The sequence below is a fragment of the Actinomyces sp. ICM47 genome, from assembly GCF_000278725.1.
Classification (GTDB): Bacteria; Actinomycetota; Actinomycetes; order Actinomycetales; family Actinomycetaceae; genus Pauljensenia.
In genome coordinates this window covers 19,515-40,600 of the sequence record NZ_ALCA01000064.1, presented here as the reverse complement: position 1 = coordinate 40,600, position 21,086 = coordinate 19,515, and the positions used below count along the sequence as shown (strand labels likewise).

Sequence of the window (21,086 nt, the reverse complement as noted above, 5' to 3'; positions counted from 1 at the left end):
CGGCGTCTCACAAGTAAGGAGAAATGTTATGGCAACCAAGACCTACGAAGAGCGTCTCGCTGACATGAAGGCCGCTCGCGAGGAGCGCGGCGACAAGGACGGCCTGTACCACGCGAACATCAACGTGCTCGAGGAGTCCACCCTGAAGGACGCCATGGAGCACCCCGAGAAGTACCCGAACCTGACCGTTCGCGTCTCCGGCTACGCCGTGAACTTCGTCAAGCTCACCCGTGAGCAGCAGCTGGACGTTCTGTCCCGCACCTTCCACCACTCGGCCTGATCGGTCGAATGTAGTGGGGCGTCGGGCGTACGCACGACGCCCCACTACTCTGTATGCCGCTGTCGGCCAATCCCACCGACCTACCCCGGCCTCGTTCCTGCGTGAACACCGCGCCCCATCCCCTCGAAGAAGGAAACATGACGCAGCTCCTCGCTATTCCGACTTTTCGCGAGCAGGACTTCCAAGCCCCCCAGTCCCGCACCGTCGGTGCGGGTGTTGAGGGCCTTGAGGAGATCACGGACCTGGAGCGTTCCGAACGCCTGCGACGCATGCGCGAGGGCACGCTCGGTTCGATCCATTCATGGGAACTTGTCACAGCCGTTGACGGTCCCGGAACGCGCATGACCGTGTTTCTGAACGGCTGCCCGCTGCGCTGTCTGTACTGTCACAACCCCGATACGTTCCTCATGAAGGACGGCGCGCCCGTGTCCGATACGGAACTGCTGTCTCGTATTGCGCGCTATCGCCGCATTTTCCGCACAACGAAGGGCGGAATCACGCTATCCGGCGGTGAAGTTCTCATGCAGCCCCATTTCGCCAAACGCATCCTCCTGGGTGCTAAGGAGATGGGTGTGCACACATGCATTGACACCTCCGGTTACCTGGGCGCGAACTGCGATGACGAGATGCTTGATGCCATCGACCTCGTGCTGTTGGATGTGAAGAGCGGCGACCCAGAGACGTACAAGAAGGCGACGGGCCGCGATCTGGCTCCCACGATCACCTTCGGCGACCGCATCGCGGCACGCGGCGGTGACACCCGTATCTGGATCCGTTTTGTCTTGGTTCCGGGTCTGACGGACGACCCTGACAACATCCGCAAGGTTGGCGAAATCGTCAGCCGCTGGAAGAATGTCATCGACCGTATTGAGGTTCTGCCTTTCCATCAGCTCGGCAAAGACAAATGGCATTCGCTCGGCCTGGAGTACCAGCTCGAGGACGCGAAGGCCCCGACACCCGCAGCGACGGAGGATGTGCGCAACTACTTCCGTTCGCTGGGCTTCGAGGTCCACTGACCTCCGCGTACATACAAGGACCCTGGGAGGGGTGGGCTAGGCTCGCTCCCCCGGGGTCCACGTGTATCCGGGGATGCCCCAGCCTCGTTCGGCCACGTGTGCGCGCGAGGACTCACGGTAGGGCGTATCGAGGCGATCAACGTAGAGGGTTCCGCGCAGGTGGTCGTACTCGTGTTGGAAGATGCGAGCGAGCCATCCGCGGGCGGCGACCCGGACAACGTTCCCGTCGGCGTCGTAGCCGCGTAGGATCGCTCCGAGCGCGCGGCGTAGCGGGTACTGGACACCGGGGACGGAGAGGCATCCTTCGGACTCATTCGTCATGTCGGGCTGCGTGGGTAGAATCGCGCCGACGCCATCGTTATCCCAGACGAGTTCGAGCGTCGGGTTGACGACGACGCCGCTCATTGCGGAGTTGTAGCCGCGGGCTGCTCCGTCGTCGACTCCCAGGATGTCCTTGTAGCGCCGATCAAAGGCACCACCGCCGCGATAAGACCAGACGAAAAGCTGGAGGCCGACGCCCACCTGCGGAGCGGCTAATCCGACGCCGGGGGCTGCGTGCATCGTCTCGATCATGTTGGCCACCAGGTCGCGCAGGGTTGAGTCGAAGGATTCGACGGGATCCGCGACCCGGTGGAGGACAGGCTCGCCCGTGATGCAGATCGGCAGGACGCTCATGCCCGCTCCCCCGTTTCCCCGCGGCTTATGACGCCAACGCCGGAGGCTTCGATGGCGCGCGGCACGCTCGGGTCGAGTGCCTTGATGACGCAGGCGGGGTTTCCGACGGCGACGGAGTTCGGGGGAATCGAGCGCGTGACGACCGCGCCCGCGCCGATAATCGAGTTTTCGCCGATGGTCACGCCGGGGCAGACGACGACGGAGCCGCCCAGCCACACGTTGTCCTCGAGGGTGATGGGCGCGGAGGATTCCCACTTGGCGCGACGAGGCCCGGGCTCGGTCGGGTGGATCGCCGTGTAGAGGGAGCAGTTCGGTCCGATGAGAACGTCAGCACCGATCACAATAGGAGCAACATCGAGGGCGGTGAGGCCAAAGTTAACCCAGGAGCCGTCCCCGATGGTGATGTTGTCACCGTAATCGACGCGCAGGGGCGGGCGAATATCAACATTCTCCCCCACCTGTCCGAGGACCTGGGAGAGCAGGTAGCGAGCGATGTCTGGGTCGCTCGGGTGAGCCTGCTCGTAGAGGCCAAGAAGACGAACGGCCCGCCTCGTGAGCGCCGAGAGTTCATCGTCCGCAACGTAGTAGTCGCCGTCGCGCATGCGTCGGGCGGGCGTGCGCCCATCGTCGTGGAATCGGGGGTCGTCGAAATTGGTTCCTGGGGAGATGGTCATGCGACCAGGGTAGTCGAGGCCCTCTCCAGTCGCGGCGCGCGGCGCGCGTCCAAGTGGCCCAGAAGTGCGTGCAGCTGGGAAATGTCGGCTGCGGGGTCTTCGGGGTGCCACTGCACGCCGATAATGGGGGCATCGATCGACTCGATGGCCTCGATCGTTCCGTCGGGAGCGTAAGCGCTGACTTGAAGGCCTTCGGCGAGGCGTGCGACGCGCTGGTGGTGCGCCGACGAAATGATCAGCTCCGAGTTGGTCAGGACGGGAGTCAAGGCACGCTCAAGGTGGCTGTCGGTCTCGACGCGCACGCTGTGGCGAATGAAGCGGTGGTCGGAGAGGATCGTGGGGTTCGTGTGGGTGCCATCCGCACCGTCGATATGCTGTTCGAGGGTGCCGCCGAACGCGGTGTTGATGATCTGCATACCGCGGCAGATGCCCAGCAGCGGTGTGCCGGTGCGGGCGGCGTAGTCGACGAGAGCGAGCTGTCCCTGGTCGGCGCGGTACCAGTGGCGACCCTCGCGGTTGTAGCCCTGCGAGCCGCCGTAGTTGAGCGGGTGGACGTCCTCGCCGCCCATGATGATGATCGCGTCGGCGGCCTGTGCACGCAGCGCTGCCCCCTCGGCTCCGTCCTCCTGCGCGTACTCGCGAATGACGTTCCAGGTCGGCAGAGCTGCCTGAAGAAGACGATCCCACAGGCGCATGCAGATGTTGTTGTATGCCTCGTCCCCCGGTCGTGCCGGCAGGACGTTGGAAATCAACAACGTCGGCTTCGTGTGGTTCGTCATGGTCTCTATCATGGCAGGAGACGGGTCCGCGCGCGCGGTGCGTTCACAAAATGGCGTTTTGTGACAGCGCGCGTCCACGTCGTACGGCACTGCGAAAAGTGCGCGTTTCTCGCGTGAAATCAACGGACGAGGCCGGGGTAGGCCACGCGATCACGTGTCCATGCCCCGGCCTCGTTCCACGAAACGAACGCTCAGGCGAGCGCGCCCATCGGATCCCACGCGGGCAGGTGCAGGGGTTCCTCCGTGATGACGGCGCGCAGATCGGCGGGCAGGTCGTCCACGTGCACGGCCACCTCGAAGACGTTGGCGTCGAACCAGGCGGCGTCCATCGTGAAGAAGCCCTTGTCGCCGTGGTCCTCACCCCAGGAGTTCTCCACGCGGAAGCGGCGGCCCTCCCCGGCCTCGTCAATGTCGACGCCGGTGAAGAGCATCGCGTGGTTCATCGCGGACTCGCCGGTGTTGACACGCTGCTCCTTGGAGGTGGAGAAGTCCACGCCGAACAGGTTGTCGAAGTCGTAGAGTCCCTCAACGAACAGGCCGGAGGCGCGATCAGACTGCTGGCTGCAGTCGGCGCCGAACCAGACGGCGCGACCCGAGGCGAGGATGGAAGCCGTGATCTGACGGATCTGCTCGACGGGGGTGTTCACGTACAGGATCGGGCGACCGCCGACGACATTGCCCATGTGGTCGACGGTCAGGGTGTGGCCCTTGGGGTGCTCGGCGCGCGGGTCGTCGACGAGGCACACGTACTGCGTGAGGTCCACGTCCACGTAGCGGGAGTAGAACTCGCGCGGGGTGAGGACGCCATCGCGATGGAACTTGCCCGAATCGTCGCGCCACTCCCACTCGAAGGAGGCCGGGGGTTCGCCCAGGCAGATGACGAGGATGCGCCACACGTCGGCCAGCGCGGCTTCCTTGACCTCGTTGATCTCTTCCTCGGAGGCTCCGTCTGCGACGAGGGCACGAAGCTCCAGGGCGGTGCGGCGCAGGACGACCTTCAGGCGGTTGTTCATCGGGGCGGTGTGGCCGGAGGATTCGGTCTCGGGCATCGCGGTCTTGGGGACGAGGCCGTGCTTGAGGTACAGGGACACAGCCATGTCCCACTGGCCGCCGTCGGAGAGAACGTCGCCGAGGAGGAACTGCAGGAGTCGACCGTCCAGCTCCTCGGTCGAGGCCGTGGCGATGATGTCGGTCAGGAAGAAGTTGGCGCGCTCGAACTTGTCCCAGAAGAGGACGTAGTTCTGCGAGAACTCGAAGTCCTTGAGGCCCAGATGCGTGCGGGTTGTCGAGCGCAGGAGGTTCAGGGAGGAGAAGAGCCAGCAGCGGCCGGACTTCTTTTGGGAGGTGACCTTCCAGTCGTCCACCTTGTGGGAGACGACGGTGGGGGTGGCGACGACCTTCGCGCGGTCGAAGGCGACGGATTCGACGCCGGCGTGGGAAACGGCGTTGCGCGCCACCGTGCGGGCGCTGTCCGAGTATGCCTGAAGGCGGTCAATCAGCTCGTCGGTGATCTCGTGAGCCATAAGTCTGGGCATCCTTTCTATCGAGAGTCATTCTCTATAAGGATACGCCTGGCGCGTGATGCGAACGACTCGACTCCGTTTAGAATGAGTGTGTTTCATGTTCAGTGAACGCACAGGAGCATTCATGGTTACGGTAGGCGCATCGGGGCGCGAAGTGGTTCTGAGGGCCGGGAACTATCGGGCGCGGATTGTCACGGTCGGCGCGGGCCTGGCCGGCTTGACGTATCGGGGGCACGAGCTCATCGTCCCGCACAGCGTGGACGAGTGTCCCCCCGCTTACCTGGGCAAGGTGCTCATGCCCTGGCCGAATCGCGTCGCCGGAGGCACCTATTCGTGGGAAGGGACCTCCTACGACCTGCCCGTCGACGAGCACGCTTTCGGCACATCCCTGCACGGTTTTGTGGCCTTCCAAGAGTGGGAAATCGCCGAGGCCGACGCCTCCTCGGTGCTCCTACGCGCTCTCATCCCAGCGCGCTACTCCTACCCGTGGACGCTCGTTGCGTCCGCGCGCTACAGCCTGGATCTGGAGCTCGGCCTCGCCGTCGAACTGTCGGCAACGAACATCGGCGAGGGCATCGCCCCCTACGGCGTCGGATTCCATCCCTACCTGGCTGTCGACGGTGTGCAGGTGGACGATCTGGAGCTTGAGAATCCCGCGTCGATTATCTACGAGGCCAACGCCTCCATGATCCCGGTCGCCCCCCACGACGTCGCGTCCTTCGGCCTGGACTTCCGCTCCCACGCCCTCATCGGCACTTCCCTACTGGACCACGCGTTCGGGGGGCTGCCGGAGGGCACCTGGACCGTCACGCTGCGCGACCCCGCCTCCGGCGTGGGCGTATCGCTGTCCTCGGATGCTCCCTGGCTGCAGGTCTACTCGGCGGATAACATCGACCGCGTGGGCGTTGCCGTCGAGCCGATGAGCTGCCCGCCCAACGCCTTCAACTCGGGCACGGACGTGATCGCCCTGAACGCGGGCGAGACCCACACGCTGAGCGCGCGGATCGCCGTGACGCTGGCCAGTAACTGACAAACGCGTGATACAGTAACTACGCAGTTACAGTTACGAGGAGGTAACAACAATGTCACAGGAGCATAAGTTCTTAATCTCGATGACGGTTCTCGATCACCTCGGACGCCAACTCTATCGCAATTTCATCACAGTGATTGGTGAAGCCATTTCGAACGCATGGGATGCTGACGCAAGGAATGTTTGGATCGAACTAGACCGTTCTACTCAAACGCTGTCAATCCTCGACGACGGACACGGAATGTCCTCTAAGGACCTCGACGATAAGTTTCTCAAGATAGGATACACAAAACGAGGTCGCGAGGGAACAGAGCGACACAGCGCAACAGGGCGTCCATACATCGGCGCTAAAGGAATCGGGAAACTAGCATTACTATCCTGCGCAGACACAATTTCCATTGCTTCAAAAACAACATCCACAGGGCCCACCGGATGCCTAATTAGCAACATTGAACTAGACCAAGCTATTACGAATGATCTAACAACTGAAGAAGTTATACTCAACGACGCAATCCCTCAAGCTTACAAACTACTTGACACACTGCCAAGTAATAGCGGAACCGCACTGATCCTTAATGGCATGAGAACCGCCAATTCGGGTGATGAATTTCTACGATCTTCAATTGCTCAGGGCTTCCGATTTTCATTGATCGATCCAGAATTTCACATCTACTACAACAAAGTAGAAGTCACAGTACAGGATCTAGGAAAGCTGATCTCTAAAACACAGTTTGCCTGGCTATTTCCTGGAACAAAGGACGATTTTACAGATCAGTTAGATCACGCTATTGAAAGATGTCGGAATACAGTGCCAGAAAAGGAGTATACGATACCGATCACTGTATTGAATACTAATAGCGCAGGAGCAGAAAACGATCCAGCAGTTGATGATATTCAAATTACTGGATTTATAGCATCCACAAATAAGCCACGAGATCTACACATTTACGGAAGCGACGAGCGCGCCACTCTTGACCTATTTGTCAATGGACGCATCAGGGAACGAAACATCCTCCAGCACATTCCATCATCAAGAGTGCCTGAACAATACATCTATGGCCAGATTCATGTAAACGGTCTCGATCGCGCCGGTACCGACCCCTTTACATCAGCTCGTGAACAGGTGATAGCGAATGACCCCATTTATCGAGCTGTCCTTGCTGAACTTAAGTTAATCCTCAAGAACATATACGACCACTGGGACATCATGCGTATACAACTCAAAGAGGAAGGTGACCCAACGACTAAGAATGCATCAAAGGATACCCGCGCGGCCGACCAGCTCGCCAAAGCAACCATGAAACAGATTCGCGACAAGTTTCCAGTTATGGAACGAGAATACTGGGACAAAACACTAAATGAACTCGTTGATCGCGCATCACTCAATTCAAGATTTTATACACGCGCTTTTTTCGCAGAAAACCTGCTGCGACACATACTCATCGACGCCGGTTATCAGCACAGATCTGACTATCCAACTCACATTCAGCAACTTTTATACGAGGATTCGAACCCAACAACACCAAATTCGAATATGACCACTGGCCATTCCTCAAACGTTCAACAACGCAAAGGTTCAATTTGGAAGAATATTGTACAGAAAACCCGCACCAAGGAAGCTAAGCAAGGATATAGCGGTCGAACTAGTATACGTCACACGATAAGTGATTTGGACTACCTACTTCTTAGCGATCTTCTAAGATTTGCTGACAAGACCAATAGCAATGGTCTTTCATTCAGAGCTGTCGCACCCGAATCCACTCGCAATATCGAAAAAATACTTTGTCTGCGCAACATCATCATGCACTGCTGCACCCTAACTAAGTATGGACGCCAAGAATTTATGCGCCTATATGAGCATCTGATTGAAGAAATGATTGAGTTCGCAACAAGTGAATAATCCTTCAGCACTTTTTACATAGCTTGAGCACATCAGCCTATCAGCATTGGAATACTTTACCTACTAATTGTCCGAAGACTGGAGGAACAGCATTCCCAATGAGACGACCGACATTTTCTAGGGTTATCTTCTCGTCCGGTCCAGTGAAGATAAAGTCCTTCGGGAACCCCTGAAGGATCGCGGCTTCGCGCAGAGTGAGGCCGCGATCCTGGGTGGGATGAGTAAAGCGTCCCGCACCAGTGTTATATGGCTGCGTCGTGATCGTTGGCGATGGCTCGTCCGCCCGCATGCGGCCGTAGAACGACCCAAAGCTCGCATTGACATCACGAATTTGACACGGCAACCGCAATTCAATCGGCCAATCCTGCCATGTCCCTCCCTGCCGTGAATGCTGTGCCCGCTTCAGGTTCATCGGGGACAGACGGCGTGCATAGTGCAGCGGATCTCGGGGATCATGCTCTCCTGAGGCCAAACGCGGAAGATCTCCGATAGCACTGTCAACCGTGACATACTCGTCCGGTGCGTGTGTGGGTGTCGGCAGCTTCGGTTCAGCTGCCAGTGCGCCTACGAGAACTAGACGACGGCGTTTCTGAGGCAGACCGAAGTCGGGCCCATATAGGATCCCGTAGTCAACTGAGTACCCTTCTGTCTCAAGAGTCTGTACGAAACGCTTGAACATGGCGTCACGCGCAAGAAGAGGAACATTTTCCATCGTCACGTAGTCGGGACTTGTCCCGCAGACGAGGCGCCCGAATTCATCAAGTAGACGCCAGTTCTTGTGCTGAGACGGATCTTTGCCCCGCCGTTGACTGGAAAATGGTTGACACGGCGCGCATCCGGCAAGAAGACGAAGTGCACCTTGCCCCCACAGCTCATTCAGCATCTCAGCAGTCACGTCAACCACCGACGCTTCGATGAACTGAGCGTTCAGGTTGTGCTCGTAGGGATACTTGCAGCGATGCTCAAGATCGATGCCTGCAACTACCTCAATTCCTGCCTGTTGCAAACCAAGAGAGAGACCGCCTGTTCCACAGAACAAATCGATCGCACGAATGTTCGACACGGCGTGCCCCTCTTCTGGTCACAAGCAACACAACGACAGCATTATCCTACCGTGATACACCATTAGTTGAACGCAGCAGACAAGGCCTCAAATGTCTAGAGACGTATCACTCTCACCAGCTCCTAGTAAGCTCCCGCGGCAGCGCGAATCAGCGTCAGGGCAACTGCGCCGGCCGTGGAGGAACGCAGGACATTGGCCCCCAGGCCGACTGTTCGAGCTCCGGCGTCCACCAGCTGAGCGGTCTCCTCCGGACCGATTCCTCCCTCGGGGCCGACAATCAGGGCGACGCGCGCGGGCAGGGACCCATCCGTAGCATCTCCCTGCACCCGTGCAAGGGCAGCTCCCAGGGACTGCGTGGCCTCCTCGTGACAGACGAAGGCCACCCCGGCCTCGTCCGTGAGGGCACGCACCCAGGAGGCCAGCTCCCGGCTGTCTGCCACCGCGTCAACGACGGGCACGTACGCGCGGCGAGACTGCTTAGCGGCCGCCCGCGCGACGCCCTCCCATTTGGCACGGCCCTTCTCGGCTTTCGGTCCCTTCCACTGGACGATTGCGCGCTGCGAGGCCCACGGGATGACCCGATCAATACCGATCTCGGTGCAGATTTCCACGGCGGCCTCGTCCCGCCCGCCCTTGGCAAGGGCTTGGACGAGGATGATCTCTGGGAGCGGGGCATCTTCCTGAACAATCTCACGCACCACGAGAGACAACGAAGACTTGTCGGCACTCGCGACCTCACAGATCAGTCGCAGCCCGCGCCCGTCGACGACGTCCACCCACTCCCCTGCACCGATGCGGCGCACGGAAGCGGCGTGACGACCCTCGCTACCTCCGAGCGTCGCGCGCTCCCCCACCGCCAGCGACGAGGGAACGCAGGAGAGGTCCTCAGCGAGAAAAACGGGCCGTGTCATCGCGCATCAGCCCATAAAAGTGTCGCGCAGCTTGTCGAAGAACGTCGGCTGCTGGCGGTAGGGTTCCACGCGGACCTCACCGCGCACCTTCGCAAGTTTTTCCAGCAGTTCGCGCGACTGATCGTCAAGCTTCTTGGGGATTTCGATGTCCACATGCACGTGCATGGCACCACGGCCCGAGCGCTGCAGGTGGCCGACTCCCAGACCCTCCAAGACGATATCGTCGTTGGGCTGCGTCCCCGGGTCGATCGTAACGTTCTTCTTCCCATCCAGGGTGTCGAGCTCGAACTCGGTACCCAGGGCGGCAGTCGTCATCGGGATCGTGATCCACGTGTGCAGGTCGTCTCCGCGGCGATCAAACACGGGGTGCTTCTTTTCGCGGATGGACAGGTACAGGTCTCCGTTGGGGCCGCCGCCCGTACCGACCTCGGCCTCGCCGCTCACGCGGATCTGGGTGCCCTCGCTGGCACCGGCCGGAATGTTGATGCTCAGAGTGCGGCGCGTCGGAACACGACCCGCGCCGTTGCACTCGGTGCAGGGACTGGGGATCGTCGTACCGAAACCCTGACACGTGGGACAGGGTGCCTGGGTCTGCATGCGGCCAAACAGGGAGTTCTGGATCTGCGTGACGAAGCCGGATCCCTGGCACATCGTGCAGGTCTCGGGAGAAGTACCCGGCTGGCACATCGAGCCGTGGCAGGTGTCGCACAGAACGTGCGTCTTGAAGGACACTTCCTTTGCTGCACCGAACGCGGCGTCCTCGAGGGTGATGTCCACACTCACCTGCTGGTCCTTGCCTCGGCGCACGCGCGAGGCCGGGCCGCGTGAGGAGGCACCGAATCCGCTGGCGAACACAGCCTCGAAGATGTCGGAGAAACCGGTGAAGGGCGCGCCCGCGCCAGCTCCACCACCGCGCAGGGCGTCGGGGCCGCCGATGTCGTACATCTGGCGCTTCTCAGGGTCCGAGAGCGTTTCGTAAGCGACCGACAGCTCCTTGAAGGCTTCCTCCGAGTCCGCACCCGCGTAGTCCGGATGGAGCTTACGCGCGAGCTTGCGGTACGCCTTCTTGATCTCGTCCTGGCTGGCGTCTCGGGAGACGCCGAGGACCTCGTAATAGTCTCTCACGCTTCCTGTTCCTTCCCGCGGGGGCGCTTATTCGTCGTCTGATCGGTCATGGATTGCATGGTCAGTTGGTATTCTCCTGGGCCAGGTACCTGGACAGGTAGGCGGCGACGGCTCGCACGGAACTCATGGTGCGCGCGTAGTCCATCCGCATGGGACCGACGATTCCCAGGTGCGCGCTTCCTCCGGTCTCGTCCGCCCCGGCACGGTAGGTTCCCGTGACTACGGCGGCCTCAGCCAGGGCGTCGTGAGGATTTTCAGCGCCGATGCTCACGTGCAGGTCTTCGCCGGGATCGGCCTCGGAAAAGAGACGCATGAGGACAACCTGCTCTTCGAGGGCGTCCAGGACGGGGGCAATGTCGCGGAAGTCCAGTGCTCCGCGCGCCAGGTTGGCGGCACCAGCAACGACGATCTTCGCCTCACTGGCTCCGGAGAGGACGTCGGTGAGTGCCGCGCCAACCGCATCAACCGCGCCACGCAGCTCAGGCCGACACGAGGCCGTGGCAGCCTCCGCGCACGAGCGCACAGTTTGTGAGGTGGCGGCTTCACAGTGAACCCGCAGGTGGTCGCGCACCTGGACGACCTGGGCATCGTCAAGGGGGGTATCGAGAGTGAGGGTCCGCTCCCCCACCTCTCCATCGGTCGTGATCGCGACGACGAGGACGCGGCCTGGCGCGATGCCGAGAACCTCGAGGTGCTTAAGGATGCGCACGCGCGAACCCGGGTATTGCACGAGGGCCACCTGATGAGTGACCTGCGCGAGCAGTCGAACGGAGCGTTCCACGACGTCGTCGATGTTGACGGACTCGGAGAGAAACGTTTCCAGGGCCTGGCGTTCCGGGGCACTCATGGGCTTGAGCTGGGCGAGGCGGTCAACGAAAACACGGTAGCCGCGGTCGGTCGGGACTCGGCCCGCGGATGTGTGCGGCTGATAGATGAGTCCGGCTTCCTCCAGGACCGCCATGTCGTTGCGGATCGTCGCGGATGAGACACCCAGGCCTCCCGCAGCGATGGCTTTTGAGCCGACAGGTTCGCGAGTGGCCACGTACTGGGTGACGATGGCTCGCAGGACGTCAAGCCTGCGATTTTGCGCGCTATTGCGTGCCATCTCACTCCCTTCGCCCTGGCACTCTCTTTTTCTGAGTGCCAATGCTACTCCCCGCGCCCAAGCCGAGGCGACCCGTGCGCTGCCGGATATGTGCGCTCATTGCGAACCTCACGGCCACGGCCCGCCTCACTGTGCCCAGGGCACCGTCACGAAGTCGATGAGTTCTTCGACGCGCCCCAGCAGCGCGGGTTCTAGGTCGCGATACGTGCGCACGGTGGAGAGGATTCTCTTCCAGCCCATGGCGATGTCACGCTGGTCGGCGTGCGGCCAACCGAGGGCGTCAAGGGTCCCATGCTTGATATCGATACCACGTGGAACGTCAGGCCAGCGCTCAAGGCCGACGCGAGCGGGTTTCACGGCCTGCCAGATGTCGACGAAGGGGTGTCCGAGGACGAGAACCGCGCCCGGCCACCTGCGCGAGACGGCCTCGGCGATACGCGATTCCTTCGAGCCTGGAACCATGTGGTCAACGAGGATGCCCGCGCGCGCTGTATCCGTGGGGCCGAAGACCTCCAGGACTGCCTCGAGGTTGTCGACGCCCTCGAGGAGCTGGACCGCAATGCCTGCCTCTGCCAGGTCCTCTCCCCACACATGCTGCACGAGTTCGGCATCATGGCGTCCCTCCACCCAGATACGCGAACGCTTGGCAACCTTGGGGCCGCTCGATGTAGGGGCGAACGAACCGGAGTTCGTGATACGCCGCCCCGTCGCACTGACCTGCACAGTCGACGAGGCTTTGGCGGCCTTGGGTCGTGGAGGCAGCGCCTCGATGGGACGCCCCTCCAGCCAAAAGCCGGGGCCAAGCGGGAAGGACCGACGCACTCCGCGCCGATCCTCGAGTTCGACGAGGTGAACACCACCGGACTTTTCAACGCGCGTGACAGCTCCGACCCAGCCGGAGGACACGTCCTCAAGGACCATGCCGATCTCGACGTGTACGGCCACCGAACGCGGGCGACGGGCACCGGGACCGTCTCGATGCGGGTCGTGGGCGAAGATATCACGCCCGTAGGGATCTGCTGTGCTCACCCGGGATACTCTAAGCGGCCTCAGCCGAACGCCTGGAGCGCCACGCGGACGAACAGTGCCACCAGCGCAGCCAGAATCCAAGAGGAGATCGAGCCAATCAGGAACTCCTCAGCCTTCTCACCCGTGGAATCCTGCGAGATCTCAGGGAATCGAATGACGCCCTTAGCCGCGACGACCGCGCCGATAGCGACGTCCGCACCGGCACCCACCAGGACGATGACGAGCAGGCGTTCAAGGGGGCCAATCCAGCGTCCTCCGCGCAAGGCAGGCCCCTCTTCTTCAGCTATTGCCACGTCAGCATCACCATCCGACGGGGAACTGGAGGTCGACGAGGCTTCCTCATCCCCAGCTTGAGGATCGTCACCCTGCGGATCTGCCGCCTTGCTTTCCCCGTCAGATTGCTCTGCGTCGGCGGGCAAGGGAGGAAGGACGGGAGCGTTAATCCACCCTGGGACAGGGTCCGTCGATCGCCCTCGGGCGCACATGAGGATCGCGGTGATGAGATGGTTAGCAGGCCCCATCGCCATAAAAGTAATGGCAATGATGAGGTCAAGTGGCCGCACATCGAGCAAGGACAACGCAGGGTATTCCCCAGGTTCTACGGTTAGGAGAGCCACAAAGCCGATAGTGGCCAGTGCCCACCTAGTGAGCACGCCGCGAGCGGACCCGTCCACCAGGTCCCATCCGAACCAGACGAAGGCGAGCACAGTACCCGTCACGTTCGCAACCGTACTCACCCCGAGAACGAGCCACGAATAGAGCACGACCCCGATGATGAGCGTTACAAACAGCACGAGGCGACGCGACCACCGCCTCGGATCGGACGTCAGTAGGACTGTCAGCTCCGCGGCAGCGATGCCAAGAAGAAGAGTTTCATGCACGAGTGGCCTCCGCAATGAGGAGAGAGGACTGGATGAGCCCCGCCCCCGTGCCCCGCGCGAAGTCTGAAATGGCCTGTTGCGAGAGCTTTTCGACGCGCGCAATCTCCACCTGCGTCTTACCGAGCAGGAGCGAGGCGGTGATACGACGGTGGCGAGCAGAGAGTTTGAGGATCGCATGGTCACGCAGGCTCAGCAGCGCATTGACCACGGTCTGGCAGCTTGACGACACGTAGGTTTCCACGGAGGCATGAGCTACAAACCACGTGCGGATAAAGGGGTTGGAGGAATCCTGGACATCGTGCGCGCGATTGATAGCCGCACGCGCAGCCCACCACGCCGACCCGTCCTGGAGGGATGTTCCTTCACCCGCACGGGGACGCGCCGGTGCCTGACGATGGACTCCGGAAGAGAACTCTTCGATACGACCCGCACCAATGCCAAAACGTAACTGAAGCTGAGGAGGCAGCAGAAGCTGAGCACGCAACGTTAAGAGCAAGGCGTCTTCAAGGGAGTAGGCGACAGCCTGAAATTCGTCGCCCACCGTCGGGTAAGGGGCTTCCAGGAGACCAAGCCCCTCAGCAGCCCTCTCAAGAGCAGCTTCAAAGATTCTCTGAGCCTCTGCACGATTGGTCAACGTACGAGAGCCCACGATGTCAGCAATGACAGCGTATCGCAGAGTCACAGTCCCACACTTTTCCTTGTATACTGCTCTCTACAAGTCCCATTACGGAGACGTCTTGTAGACAGCTCGGTTTCACATGACAACTCTAGGGGACCATACTTCAACCACAATGTCAACATTATTGCGACGTAATCGGAGCTTGTCACACCCTATACAAGCACAAACTGACAAATGGTGGGTATTGGTTGACACATTTCATCTTGTATTGCACTAGGTACAAGTCAGTTAATTATTTGTCTGAACAATATTGAATGTTTACCATAAACATTAAAATCCGCATCATTGCAGCTCATCAGGATCAATATCCCATCAATTCGCGCGTCACATAGTCAGCCAACAACCGTCCACGTAGCGTCAAAACCGCACGCCCACCCAGCGCCGCGACACCGTCGATCAGCCCATCCGCGATGAGCGCGGCGACGCGACCACTCGCGCACTCGTCGACGACGCTCCCAGACACGGCCTCGTCACCCCGACCAACCCCCGCAAGTCCCTCAAGCACCACGCCTTCGGACGTACGCAACCCCAGCATGACACGTTCAAGTTCGCGCTCCTGCGCACCCAGGACCTCCCCCGCTGCCGCGGGCGAGCCACCCGCGCGCAGGCGTCCGGCATACGCTCCCGGGTTCTTGACGTTCCACCAGCGCGCACGCCCCACGTGAGAATGGGCACCCGGCCCAAAACCCCACCAGTCCCAGTCACGCCAGTACGCCAGGTTGTGCGCGGAGGCGTGTTCAAAGTGGGTCGACGGGTATCCCGATAATCGGTCAGCCTCGGTCGCGCGCGCGAAGTTGGAGATCTCGTACCAGGCGTATCCGGCCTCGGCAAGCAGTGCGTCTGCCAGCTCGTACTTGGCGGCCTCATCGTCCGGGTCTGGCGTGGGCAGCTCGCCGCGCGCGACCTGCGCACCCATCTTCGTCCCCTCCTCGACGACGAGGGCGTAGGCGCTAATGTGATCGGATTCGTAGGACAGGGCGGCACGCAAGGACGTTTCCCAGTCCGCAAGGCTCTCACCGGGCGTCCCATAGATGAGATCGACGGACGTCGACAGGCCCGCCTCCTTTGCCCACTGAACAACGAGGGGCACACGCTCGGGCGTGTGAGTACGATCCAAGGTCGCCAGGATCGCCGGCACGGCAGACTGCATGCCAAAGGACACTCGCGTGAAACCGGCGCCAGCCAATGCGTGCAGATCCTCACGCGTCACGGTGTCTGGGTTAGCTTCGAGCGTCACCTCAGCACCGGGCGCAATCCCGATGCGCTCACGCAGGCCCGCCAGAATGTCGATCAGCTCGGTCGCATCCAGCATCGTCGGTGTACCACCACCGAAAAACACCGTCTGCGCGCGGCGCGCAGGCAGGCCGGCCTCCTCCATGACACGCACCGCCAGATCCGCCTCAGCCAGGACAGACGGCGCATAGTCGCCTATCTGCGCGCCCGGCCCGAAACCCACCGTGTACGTATTGAAATCACAGTACCCGCAGCGCACGCGACAAAAAGGCACGTGCACGTACAGGGACAACGGGCGACCACAATCAGCCTCGACGAGGCCGGGGTCAAGCGCTCCGTCAGCTGGCCACCGCGTTCCGTCGGGCTGGGCGGGACTCATGAATGTCCGTCAACCACGAGGGCGGCGAACGCCGACGATGTCATGAGCGTGGCGGCCCGCATCGATGCCTCGCGTCTCAAAGTGCGTGACGACGCGGCCTTCGAAACGCGGCGCAAATCCGCCACGCTCCGGCTGCGGATCCTCCGGGTCCGGACGCTCGCCCGCATGCGGGTTCTCAAATAGTTCGCAGGCCTCAATGACGTCGCGCATCTGCCAGGCATAGTCATCCCAGTCGGTGGCCAGACGCCACACTCCACCATCGCGCAGGAGACGTCCGATCTCGAGCGCGAAGTTGTCGGAGACCAGGCGACGCTTGCGGTGCCGGGCCTTGCGCCACGGGTCCGGGAAGAAGGTCCAGACCTCGTCGAGGGATGCGTCCCCAAGCATGATCGGGAGCGCCTGGGCGGCGTCGGCCTCGATGACGCGGATGTTGTCCACGTCGGCCTCGACAGCCTTAGAGATCAGTTTCGCGATGCCGGGAACCCACACCTCGAGGGCCAGGAAGTTGCGCTCGGGGTGGGCGGCGGCCGCCGCGACGATCTGCTCGCCCGTGCCTGAGCCAATCTCAAGCGTCACGGGAGCGCTGCGTCCAAACAGCTCGGCCAGATCGAGCGTAAAGTCCTGCGCGACCGTCGTGTATCCGACGCCGCGACGCGGCTCGACCACGTAGCGGTGCGCATGCGCCTCCCACGTGCGCGCCAGGTTCGACGGCAGCTCGCGAGTACGCCGCGTGAAAGACTTCGTGCGGCTCATGAACACCGTGCCCTCTGGAGCCTCGCCCGGACGTCGGCCCGCGGCCTGCTCACCTCGAGCGCAGGCCTCCACGGCCTCGTTCACCTGATTCGCGCTCACTTCTTACCCGTCGGGACGTCGGAGGTCAGGGCAGCAATGAAGGCCTCCTGCGGCACGTCGACGCGGCCGATGGACTTCATGCGCTTCTTACCTTCCTTCTGCTTCTCGAGCAGCTTGCGCTTACGGCTAATGTCGCCGCCGTAGCACTTGGCCAGCATGTCCTTACGCAGGGCCTTGATGGTCTCGCGAGCGATGACGCGCGCGCCGACCGCGGCCTGGACCGGAATCTCAAACTGCTGGCGGGGAATGAGTTCCTTCAGGCGCTTCGTCATACGCTGGCCGTAGTTGTAGGCGCCGTCGCGGTGCACGATCGCGCTGAACGCGTCCACGCGGTCACCGTTAAGCAGGATGTCGACCTTGACGAGGTCAGCACTCTGCTCGCCGCTCTCCTGATAATCCAAGGAAGCATAACCGCGCGTGCGAGACTTGAGCTGGTCGAAGAAGTCAAAGACGATCTCGGCCAGGGGCAGCTGGTAGTGCAGCTCGACACGATCCTCGCTCAGGTAATCCATCCCCCGCATCGAGCCACGCCGATCCTGGCACAACTCCATGATCGTGCCCGTGAACTCCGTGGGAGTCAGGATCGTCGCGTTAACGACAGGCTCGCGCACCTCGGCGATCTTGCCCTCGGGGAACTCACTCGGGTTGTCGACGCGCACTTCGGTGCCGTCTTCGGTGATGACGCGGTAGACGACGTTCGGGGCGGTCGCAATGAGGTCCAGGTTGAACTCGCGCTCAAGTCGCTCTCGGATGATCTCCAGGTGCAGCAACCCCAGGAAGCCGCAGCGGAATCCAAAGCCCAGAGCCGCCGAGGACTCCGGCTCGAAAGTAAGCGCCGCGTCGTTGAGCTGAAGGCGTTCCAGCGCGTCACGCAGATCCGGGAAGTCCGAGCCATCGACCGGGTAGATGCCGGAAAAGACCATCGGGTTCGGGTCGCGGTATCCGGCGAGGGCCTCGGTCGCGCCACGCACCTGGCTGGTAACGGTGTCGCCAACGCGGGACTGACGCACATCCTTCACGCCCGTGATCAGATAGCCCACCTCACCGGCACCAATACCCTCTTCAGGCTTCGGTTCGGGTGAGATGACGCCCAGTTCAAGAAGCTCGTGGGTGGCACCCGTCGACATCATGCGCACGCGCTGACGGGTCGAAAGCACACCGTCGACGACACGCACGTAGGTGACGACCCCACGGTACGTGTCATACACGGAGTCGAAGATCATCGCGCGCGTCGGGGCATCGGGATCACCCTCGGGAGCGGGGATTACCTCGACAATACGGTCGAGAAGTGCTTCGACGCCCTCACCGGTCTTGCCGGACACCTTGAGCACCTCATCCTCATCGCAGCCGATGAGCTGAGCAACCTCATGCGCATACTTCTCGGGCTGGGCACCCGGCAAGTCGATCTTGTTCAGGACCGGGATAATCGCCAGGTCATTCTCGAGAGCCAGGTACAGGTTCGCGAGCGTCTGAGCCTCGATGCCCTGCGCGGCGTCGATGAGCAAGACCGCGCCCTCGCATGCCGCCAGGGAACGGGACACCTCGTAGGTGAAGTCCACGTGCCCGGGCGTGTCAATCATGTTGAGCGCGTATGGGGTGTCCTTGTACGCCCACGGCATGCGCACGGCCTGACTCTTGATCGTGATGCCACGCTCGCGCTCGATGTCCATGCGATCCAGGTACTGGTCGCGCATCTCGCGAGCCTCAACGACGCCGGTCAGCTGGAGCATGCGGTCCGCGAGCGTCGACTTCCCATGATCGATGTGGGCGATGATGCAGAAGTTACGGATCTGCGCCTGCGGGGTGTGGGACGGGCGGATCTGCGCCTGCTGCGCGGGCGTGGGGATGGGCACGTGTACCTCCGTGAAGTCGTTAACCTCTTTATCGTCCCATTGTCGCAGGCCTTTGTGCCAGTTCAGGGGCGGGAAGTCGCGCACACTCGCCCAGGCTCACAGCCACGTCCGCGCGCTACTGGAAGTCCTGCGGGCTGATGCCGGCCTCGGCGAGCAGCTCCACGGCCTCGGTCATGTCGCACTCATCCCAGTCGTCGGGGTGATCAGCCTTGAGCTTGCGGGCAATCGACATCGCGGTGTCGTCGTCTCCGCGCAAGATCGCCAGGGTAAGGAGGATCGTGCGAATGCGCGCCGTGAACTCGTCTCGGTCCCCGAGGTAGCGTCGACAGTCCTCAGCCAGGACAGTCCACAGGCCTTCTCCCGCGACGCGGTCCCCGCCCATCCAGGTGTTGCGCGCAATTTCGTTGCGCAGACGCAGAACTCGCCAGTCGCCTCGGTCGGCGACATGCAGGAGGGCCTGAAGGTTGCGCTCGTACAGACGGATCGCCTCCTCGTACTGACGGTCAGCAGATAGCACTTCGGCGAGGTTGTCGCGCACCGTCAGCACCGTCATGTCCTCCTCGTCGCACAGGGGCTCCATGTCTGTCAGCAGCTCCCGGTAGACGCGCGCGGCACGAGACCACTTACCCGTATTCTTCCAAGGCATGGCCGAGTTATTACGGATCGCGAAGGCGAGCTGGGGGTCCAGGGACGGGTTGTTTCTGACATCGGCCACCAGGGCGGAGAACTTGCGGGCCGACATGTCCGCGTCTCCGAGGATGGCGAGCCAGTAGGCCTCTGAGTTGCGCAGCATGAGGATGAGCGGGTGATCGCGCTCCAAGTAGCTGGTTCCCAGGTGGACCGCGCCTGCTGCGAGCACGCGGCACTTCCCGTAGTCGCCGAGGGCCGCGTGCCAGTCAATGCAGAGCTTCGCGGCCTCAAGCCTCAGTTCGATCGAGGCTTCTTCGTTATCGTAGGCGTCACGTGCATACTCGAGCGCCTGGTCGAGTCTGCCGGACGTGGCACTACGAAGAGCCGCACTCAGGGATGCTCGGGCCTCCATGTCGGGGGTGGAAGCACAAGACGAGCTCGGGCATCCAAAGGAATTGAGGGGGACAGACATTCCGTGAATCGTTTCGGTCGACATCATTGTCACCTATCTTTCAGTGAGGAGTTATTCCGCGAACACATCCAGAGTGACACCCACCTACGCTTACTGTCACGTCCGACAATAAACCCTGTGCATAACTCGCATCCCACGGATGCTCTGTGGATAACCACTGTTCGATCCCTCTCGTCCCTCTCCCGTATGCTGGTGCCATGAATTCATTCCTCACCGGCATCGTGCGCGCACTCCTCGGCTTCCTCACCAACACGGGTTCGTCGAACACCGAGTCCACGAGCCAGGACGCAGCGCCCGCTCATCCGGAGCCGCGTCACAACAACCGCCAGGAGAAGCGTTCAACGTCGCACGCTCCCACACCCACTCCCCGGCCCCAGCAGCCCCAGCCACGCGGGAACGCCCACCGATATGAGGACCCGGCTACCTCGAACCGCCCCCACACCTCAATCCGAGAGGCCAGCATCGCCGACGCACTGGCCCATGCCTCGTACCAGCCGATCATGGACGGCGACGCCGACCCGGGCGAGGTCGTGTGGACGTGGGTGCCCTACCAGGAGGACGCTTCCGTGGGCAAAGACCGCCCCGCTGTCGTCATCGGCGCACAGGGTGAGGGCGTCTACCTCCTCCAGCTGACAAGCAAGGACCACACGCACGAAGCCGCGCAGGAGGCCGCCGCGGGGCGCTACTGGTTCGACATCGGAACGGGTGCGTGGGATTCGAAGGGACGCCCCTCCGAGGTTCGCCTCGACCGCGCGCTGTGGGTCAAGGCCACCGACGTACGTCGCGAAGGTTCGATTCTTCCCGAGGTGACGTGGCGTCGCATCGTCGACGCTCTCGAGGAGCATTACCGCACGCACGGCGAGTGACACACCGCCCGGACAGCAAGCCGGCCCCGCCGAAGAATGCGCGACCACTCGCCGGACCACTCACGACCTTGACGTGACCGAACTTACGAGGCCTTGGCCCATCTCGGGGCGCGACGGCAAGCAACACTGCT

General features: G+C 61.8%; 20 protein-coding genes. 5 read left to right on the top strand and 15 right to left on the bottom strand.

What is annotated here, in order from left to right:
- The first annotated feature begins 28 nt into the window (after positions 1–28).
- Positions 29–280, top strand: coding sequence for an autonomous glycyl radical cofactor GrcA2 (gene grcA2, locus HMPREF1136_RS03980; RefSeq protein WP_009056454.1), 252 nt, complete (start codon positions 29–31; stop codon positions 278–280).
- A gap of 137 nt (positions 281–417) precedes the next feature.
- Positions 418–1,296 carry a pyruvate formate-lyase-activating protein gene (gene pflA, locus HMPREF1136_RS03975; protein WP_034504804.1) on the top strand — a complete coding sequence of 293 codons (879 nt, stop codon included), beginning with the start codon at positions 418–420 and terminating at the stop codon, positions 1,294–1,296.
- 36 nt (positions 1,297–1,332) lie between these two features.
- Here the strand turns inward: pflA and HMPREF1136_RS03970 are convergent, their stop codons facing one another.
- From HMPREF1136_RS03970 to HMPREF1136_RS03955, 4 genes are all read right to left on the bottom strand, one after another.
- Positions 1,333–1,971, bottom strand: a complete 639-nt coding sequence (locus HMPREF1136_RS03970) for a peptide deformylase (RefSeq protein ID WP_009648029.1) — start codon at positions 1,969–1,971, stop codon at positions 1,333–1,335.
- Entirely contained in the window at positions 1,968–2,645 is a 678-nt protein-coding gene (locus HMPREF1136_RS03965) for a sugar O-acetyltransferase (RefSeq protein WP_009648047.1), read from the bottom strand. Before HMPREF1136_RS03965 ends, HMPREF1136_RS03970 begins: the two co-directional genes overlap by 4 nt.
- Positions 2,642–3,424 (bottom strand): gamma-glutamyl-gamma-aminobutyrate hydrolase family protein, encoded by a 783-nt coding sequence (locus HMPREF1136_RS03960; protein WP_009648017.1) that lies wholly within the window; start codon positions 3,422–3,424, stop codon positions 2,642–2,644. Before HMPREF1136_RS03960 ends, HMPREF1136_RS03965 begins: the two co-directional genes overlap by 4 nt.
- A 191-nt stretch (positions 3,425–3,615) precedes the next feature.
- Positions 3,616–4,947 (bottom strand): aminopeptidase C, encoded by a 1,332-nt coding sequence (locus tag HMPREF1136_RS03955; protein ID WP_009648036.1) that lies wholly within the window; start codon positions 4,945–4,947, stop codon positions 3,616–3,618.
- Positions 4,948–5,071: 124 nt separating this feature from the next.
- On the opposite strand from HMPREF1136_RS03955, the gene HMPREF1136_RS03950 reads away from it, so the two are divergent.
- Both HMPREF1136_RS03950 and HMPREF1136_RS10605 read left to right on the top strand, forming a co-directional pair.
- Positions 5,072–5,977, top strand: coding sequence for an aldose-1-epimerase (locus tag HMPREF1136_RS03950; RefSeq protein WP_034504815.1), 906 nt, complete (start codon positions 5,072–5,074; stop codon positions 5,975–5,977).
- 52 nt (positions 5,978–6,029) lie between these two features.
- A complete protein-coding gene (locus HMPREF1136_RS10605; RefSeq protein ID WP_009648033.1) occupies positions 6,030–7,877 on the top strand; it encodes an ATP-binding protein in 1,848 nt (615 codons plus the stop codon).
- A gap of 40 nt (positions 7,878–7,917) precedes the next feature.
- On the opposite strand, the gene HMPREF1136_RS10600 is transcribed toward HMPREF1136_RS10605, so the two are convergent.
- The 11 genes from HMPREF1136_RS10600 to HMPREF1136_RS03900 form a co-directional block, all read right to left on the bottom strand.
- Positions 7,918–8,940, bottom strand: a complete 1,023-nt coding sequence (locus HMPREF1136_RS10600; RefSeq protein ID WP_009648048.1) for a DNA cytosine methyltransferase — start codon at positions 8,938–8,940, stop codon at positions 7,918–7,920.
- A 122-nt stretch (positions 8,941–9,062) separates the two neighbouring features.
- Positions 9,063–9,851, bottom strand: a complete 789-nt coding sequence (locus tag HMPREF1136_RS03945) for a 16S rRNA (uracil(1498)-N(3))-methyltransferase (protein WP_009648030.1) — start codon at positions 9,849–9,851, stop codon at positions 9,063–9,065.
- Between the two features lie 6 nt (positions 9,852–9,857).
- Positions 9,858–10,976, bottom strand: coding sequence for a molecular chaperone DnaJ (dnaJ, locus tag HMPREF1136_RS03940; RefSeq protein WP_009648021.1), 1,119 nt, complete (start codon positions 10,974–10,976; stop codon positions 9,858–9,860).
- Positions 10,977–11,037: 61 nt separating this feature from the next.
- The gene (hrcA, locus tag HMPREF1136_RS03935; protein WP_009648022.1) at positions 11,038–12,081 is read right to left on the bottom strand and encodes a heat-inducible transcriptional repressor HrcA; all 1,044 of its coding nucleotides are present in this window, start codon (positions 12,079–12,081) and stop codon (positions 11,038–11,040) included.
- Between the two features lie 126 nt (positions 12,082–12,207).
- The gene (locus HMPREF1136_RS03930; RefSeq protein ID WP_009648026.1) at positions 12,208–13,110 is read right to left on the bottom strand and encodes a DUF3097 family protein; all 903 of its coding nucleotides are present in this window, start codon (positions 13,108–13,110) and stop codon (positions 12,208–12,210) included.
- 20 nt (positions 13,111–13,130) lie between these two features.
- On the bottom strand, positions 13,131–13,991 hold the full coding sequence (locus HMPREF1136_RS03925) for a hypothetical protein (protein WP_009648038.1): 861 nt from the start codon (positions 13,989–13,991) through the stop codon (positions 13,131–13,133).
- Entirely contained in the window at positions 13,984–14,673 is a 690-nt protein-coding gene (locus HMPREF1136_RS03920) for a SatD family protein (RefSeq protein ID WP_009648045.1), read from the bottom strand. The genes HMPREF1136_RS03925 and HMPREF1136_RS03920 overlap by 8 nt, the downstream gene beginning before the upstream one ends.
- A gap of 298 nt (positions 14,674–14,971) precedes the next feature.
- Positions 14,972–16,282, bottom strand: a complete 1,311-nt coding sequence (hemW, locus tag HMPREF1136_RS03915) for a radical SAM family heme chaperone HemW (RefSeq protein WP_009648035.1) — start codon at positions 16,280–16,282, stop codon at positions 14,972–14,974.
- Positions 16,283–16,291: 9 nt separating this feature from the next.
- On the bottom strand, positions 16,292–17,134 hold the full coding sequence (gene trmB, locus HMPREF1136_RS03910) for a tRNA (guanosine(46)-N7)-methyltransferase TrmB (RefSeq protein WP_034504801.1): 843 nt from the start codon (positions 17,132–17,134) through the stop codon (positions 16,292–16,294).
- A complete protein-coding gene (lepA, locus tag HMPREF1136_RS03905) occupies positions 17,131–18,987 on the bottom strand; it encodes a translation elongation factor 4 (RefSeq protein ID WP_034504809.1) in 1,857 nt (618 codons plus the stop codon). The genes trmB and lepA overlap by 4 nt, the downstream gene beginning before the upstream one ends.
- A gap of 115 nt (positions 18,988–19,102) precedes the next feature.
- Entirely contained in the window at positions 19,103–20,122 is a 1,020-nt protein-coding gene (locus HMPREF1136_RS03900) for a hypothetical protein (protein WP_009648020.1), read from the bottom strand.
- A gap of 164 nt (positions 20,123–20,286) precedes the next feature.
- Here HMPREF1136_RS03900 and HMPREF1136_RS03895 point away from each other — a divergent pair, with 164 nt between their 5' ends.
- The gene (locus tag HMPREF1136_RS03895; protein ID WP_009648028.1) at positions 20,287–20,955 is read left to right on the top strand and encodes a type II toxin-antitoxin system PemK/MazF family toxin; all 669 of its coding nucleotides are present in this window, start codon (positions 20,287–20,289) and stop codon (positions 20,953–20,955) included.
- The last annotated feature ends 131 nt before the right edge of the window (positions 20,956–21,086 follow it).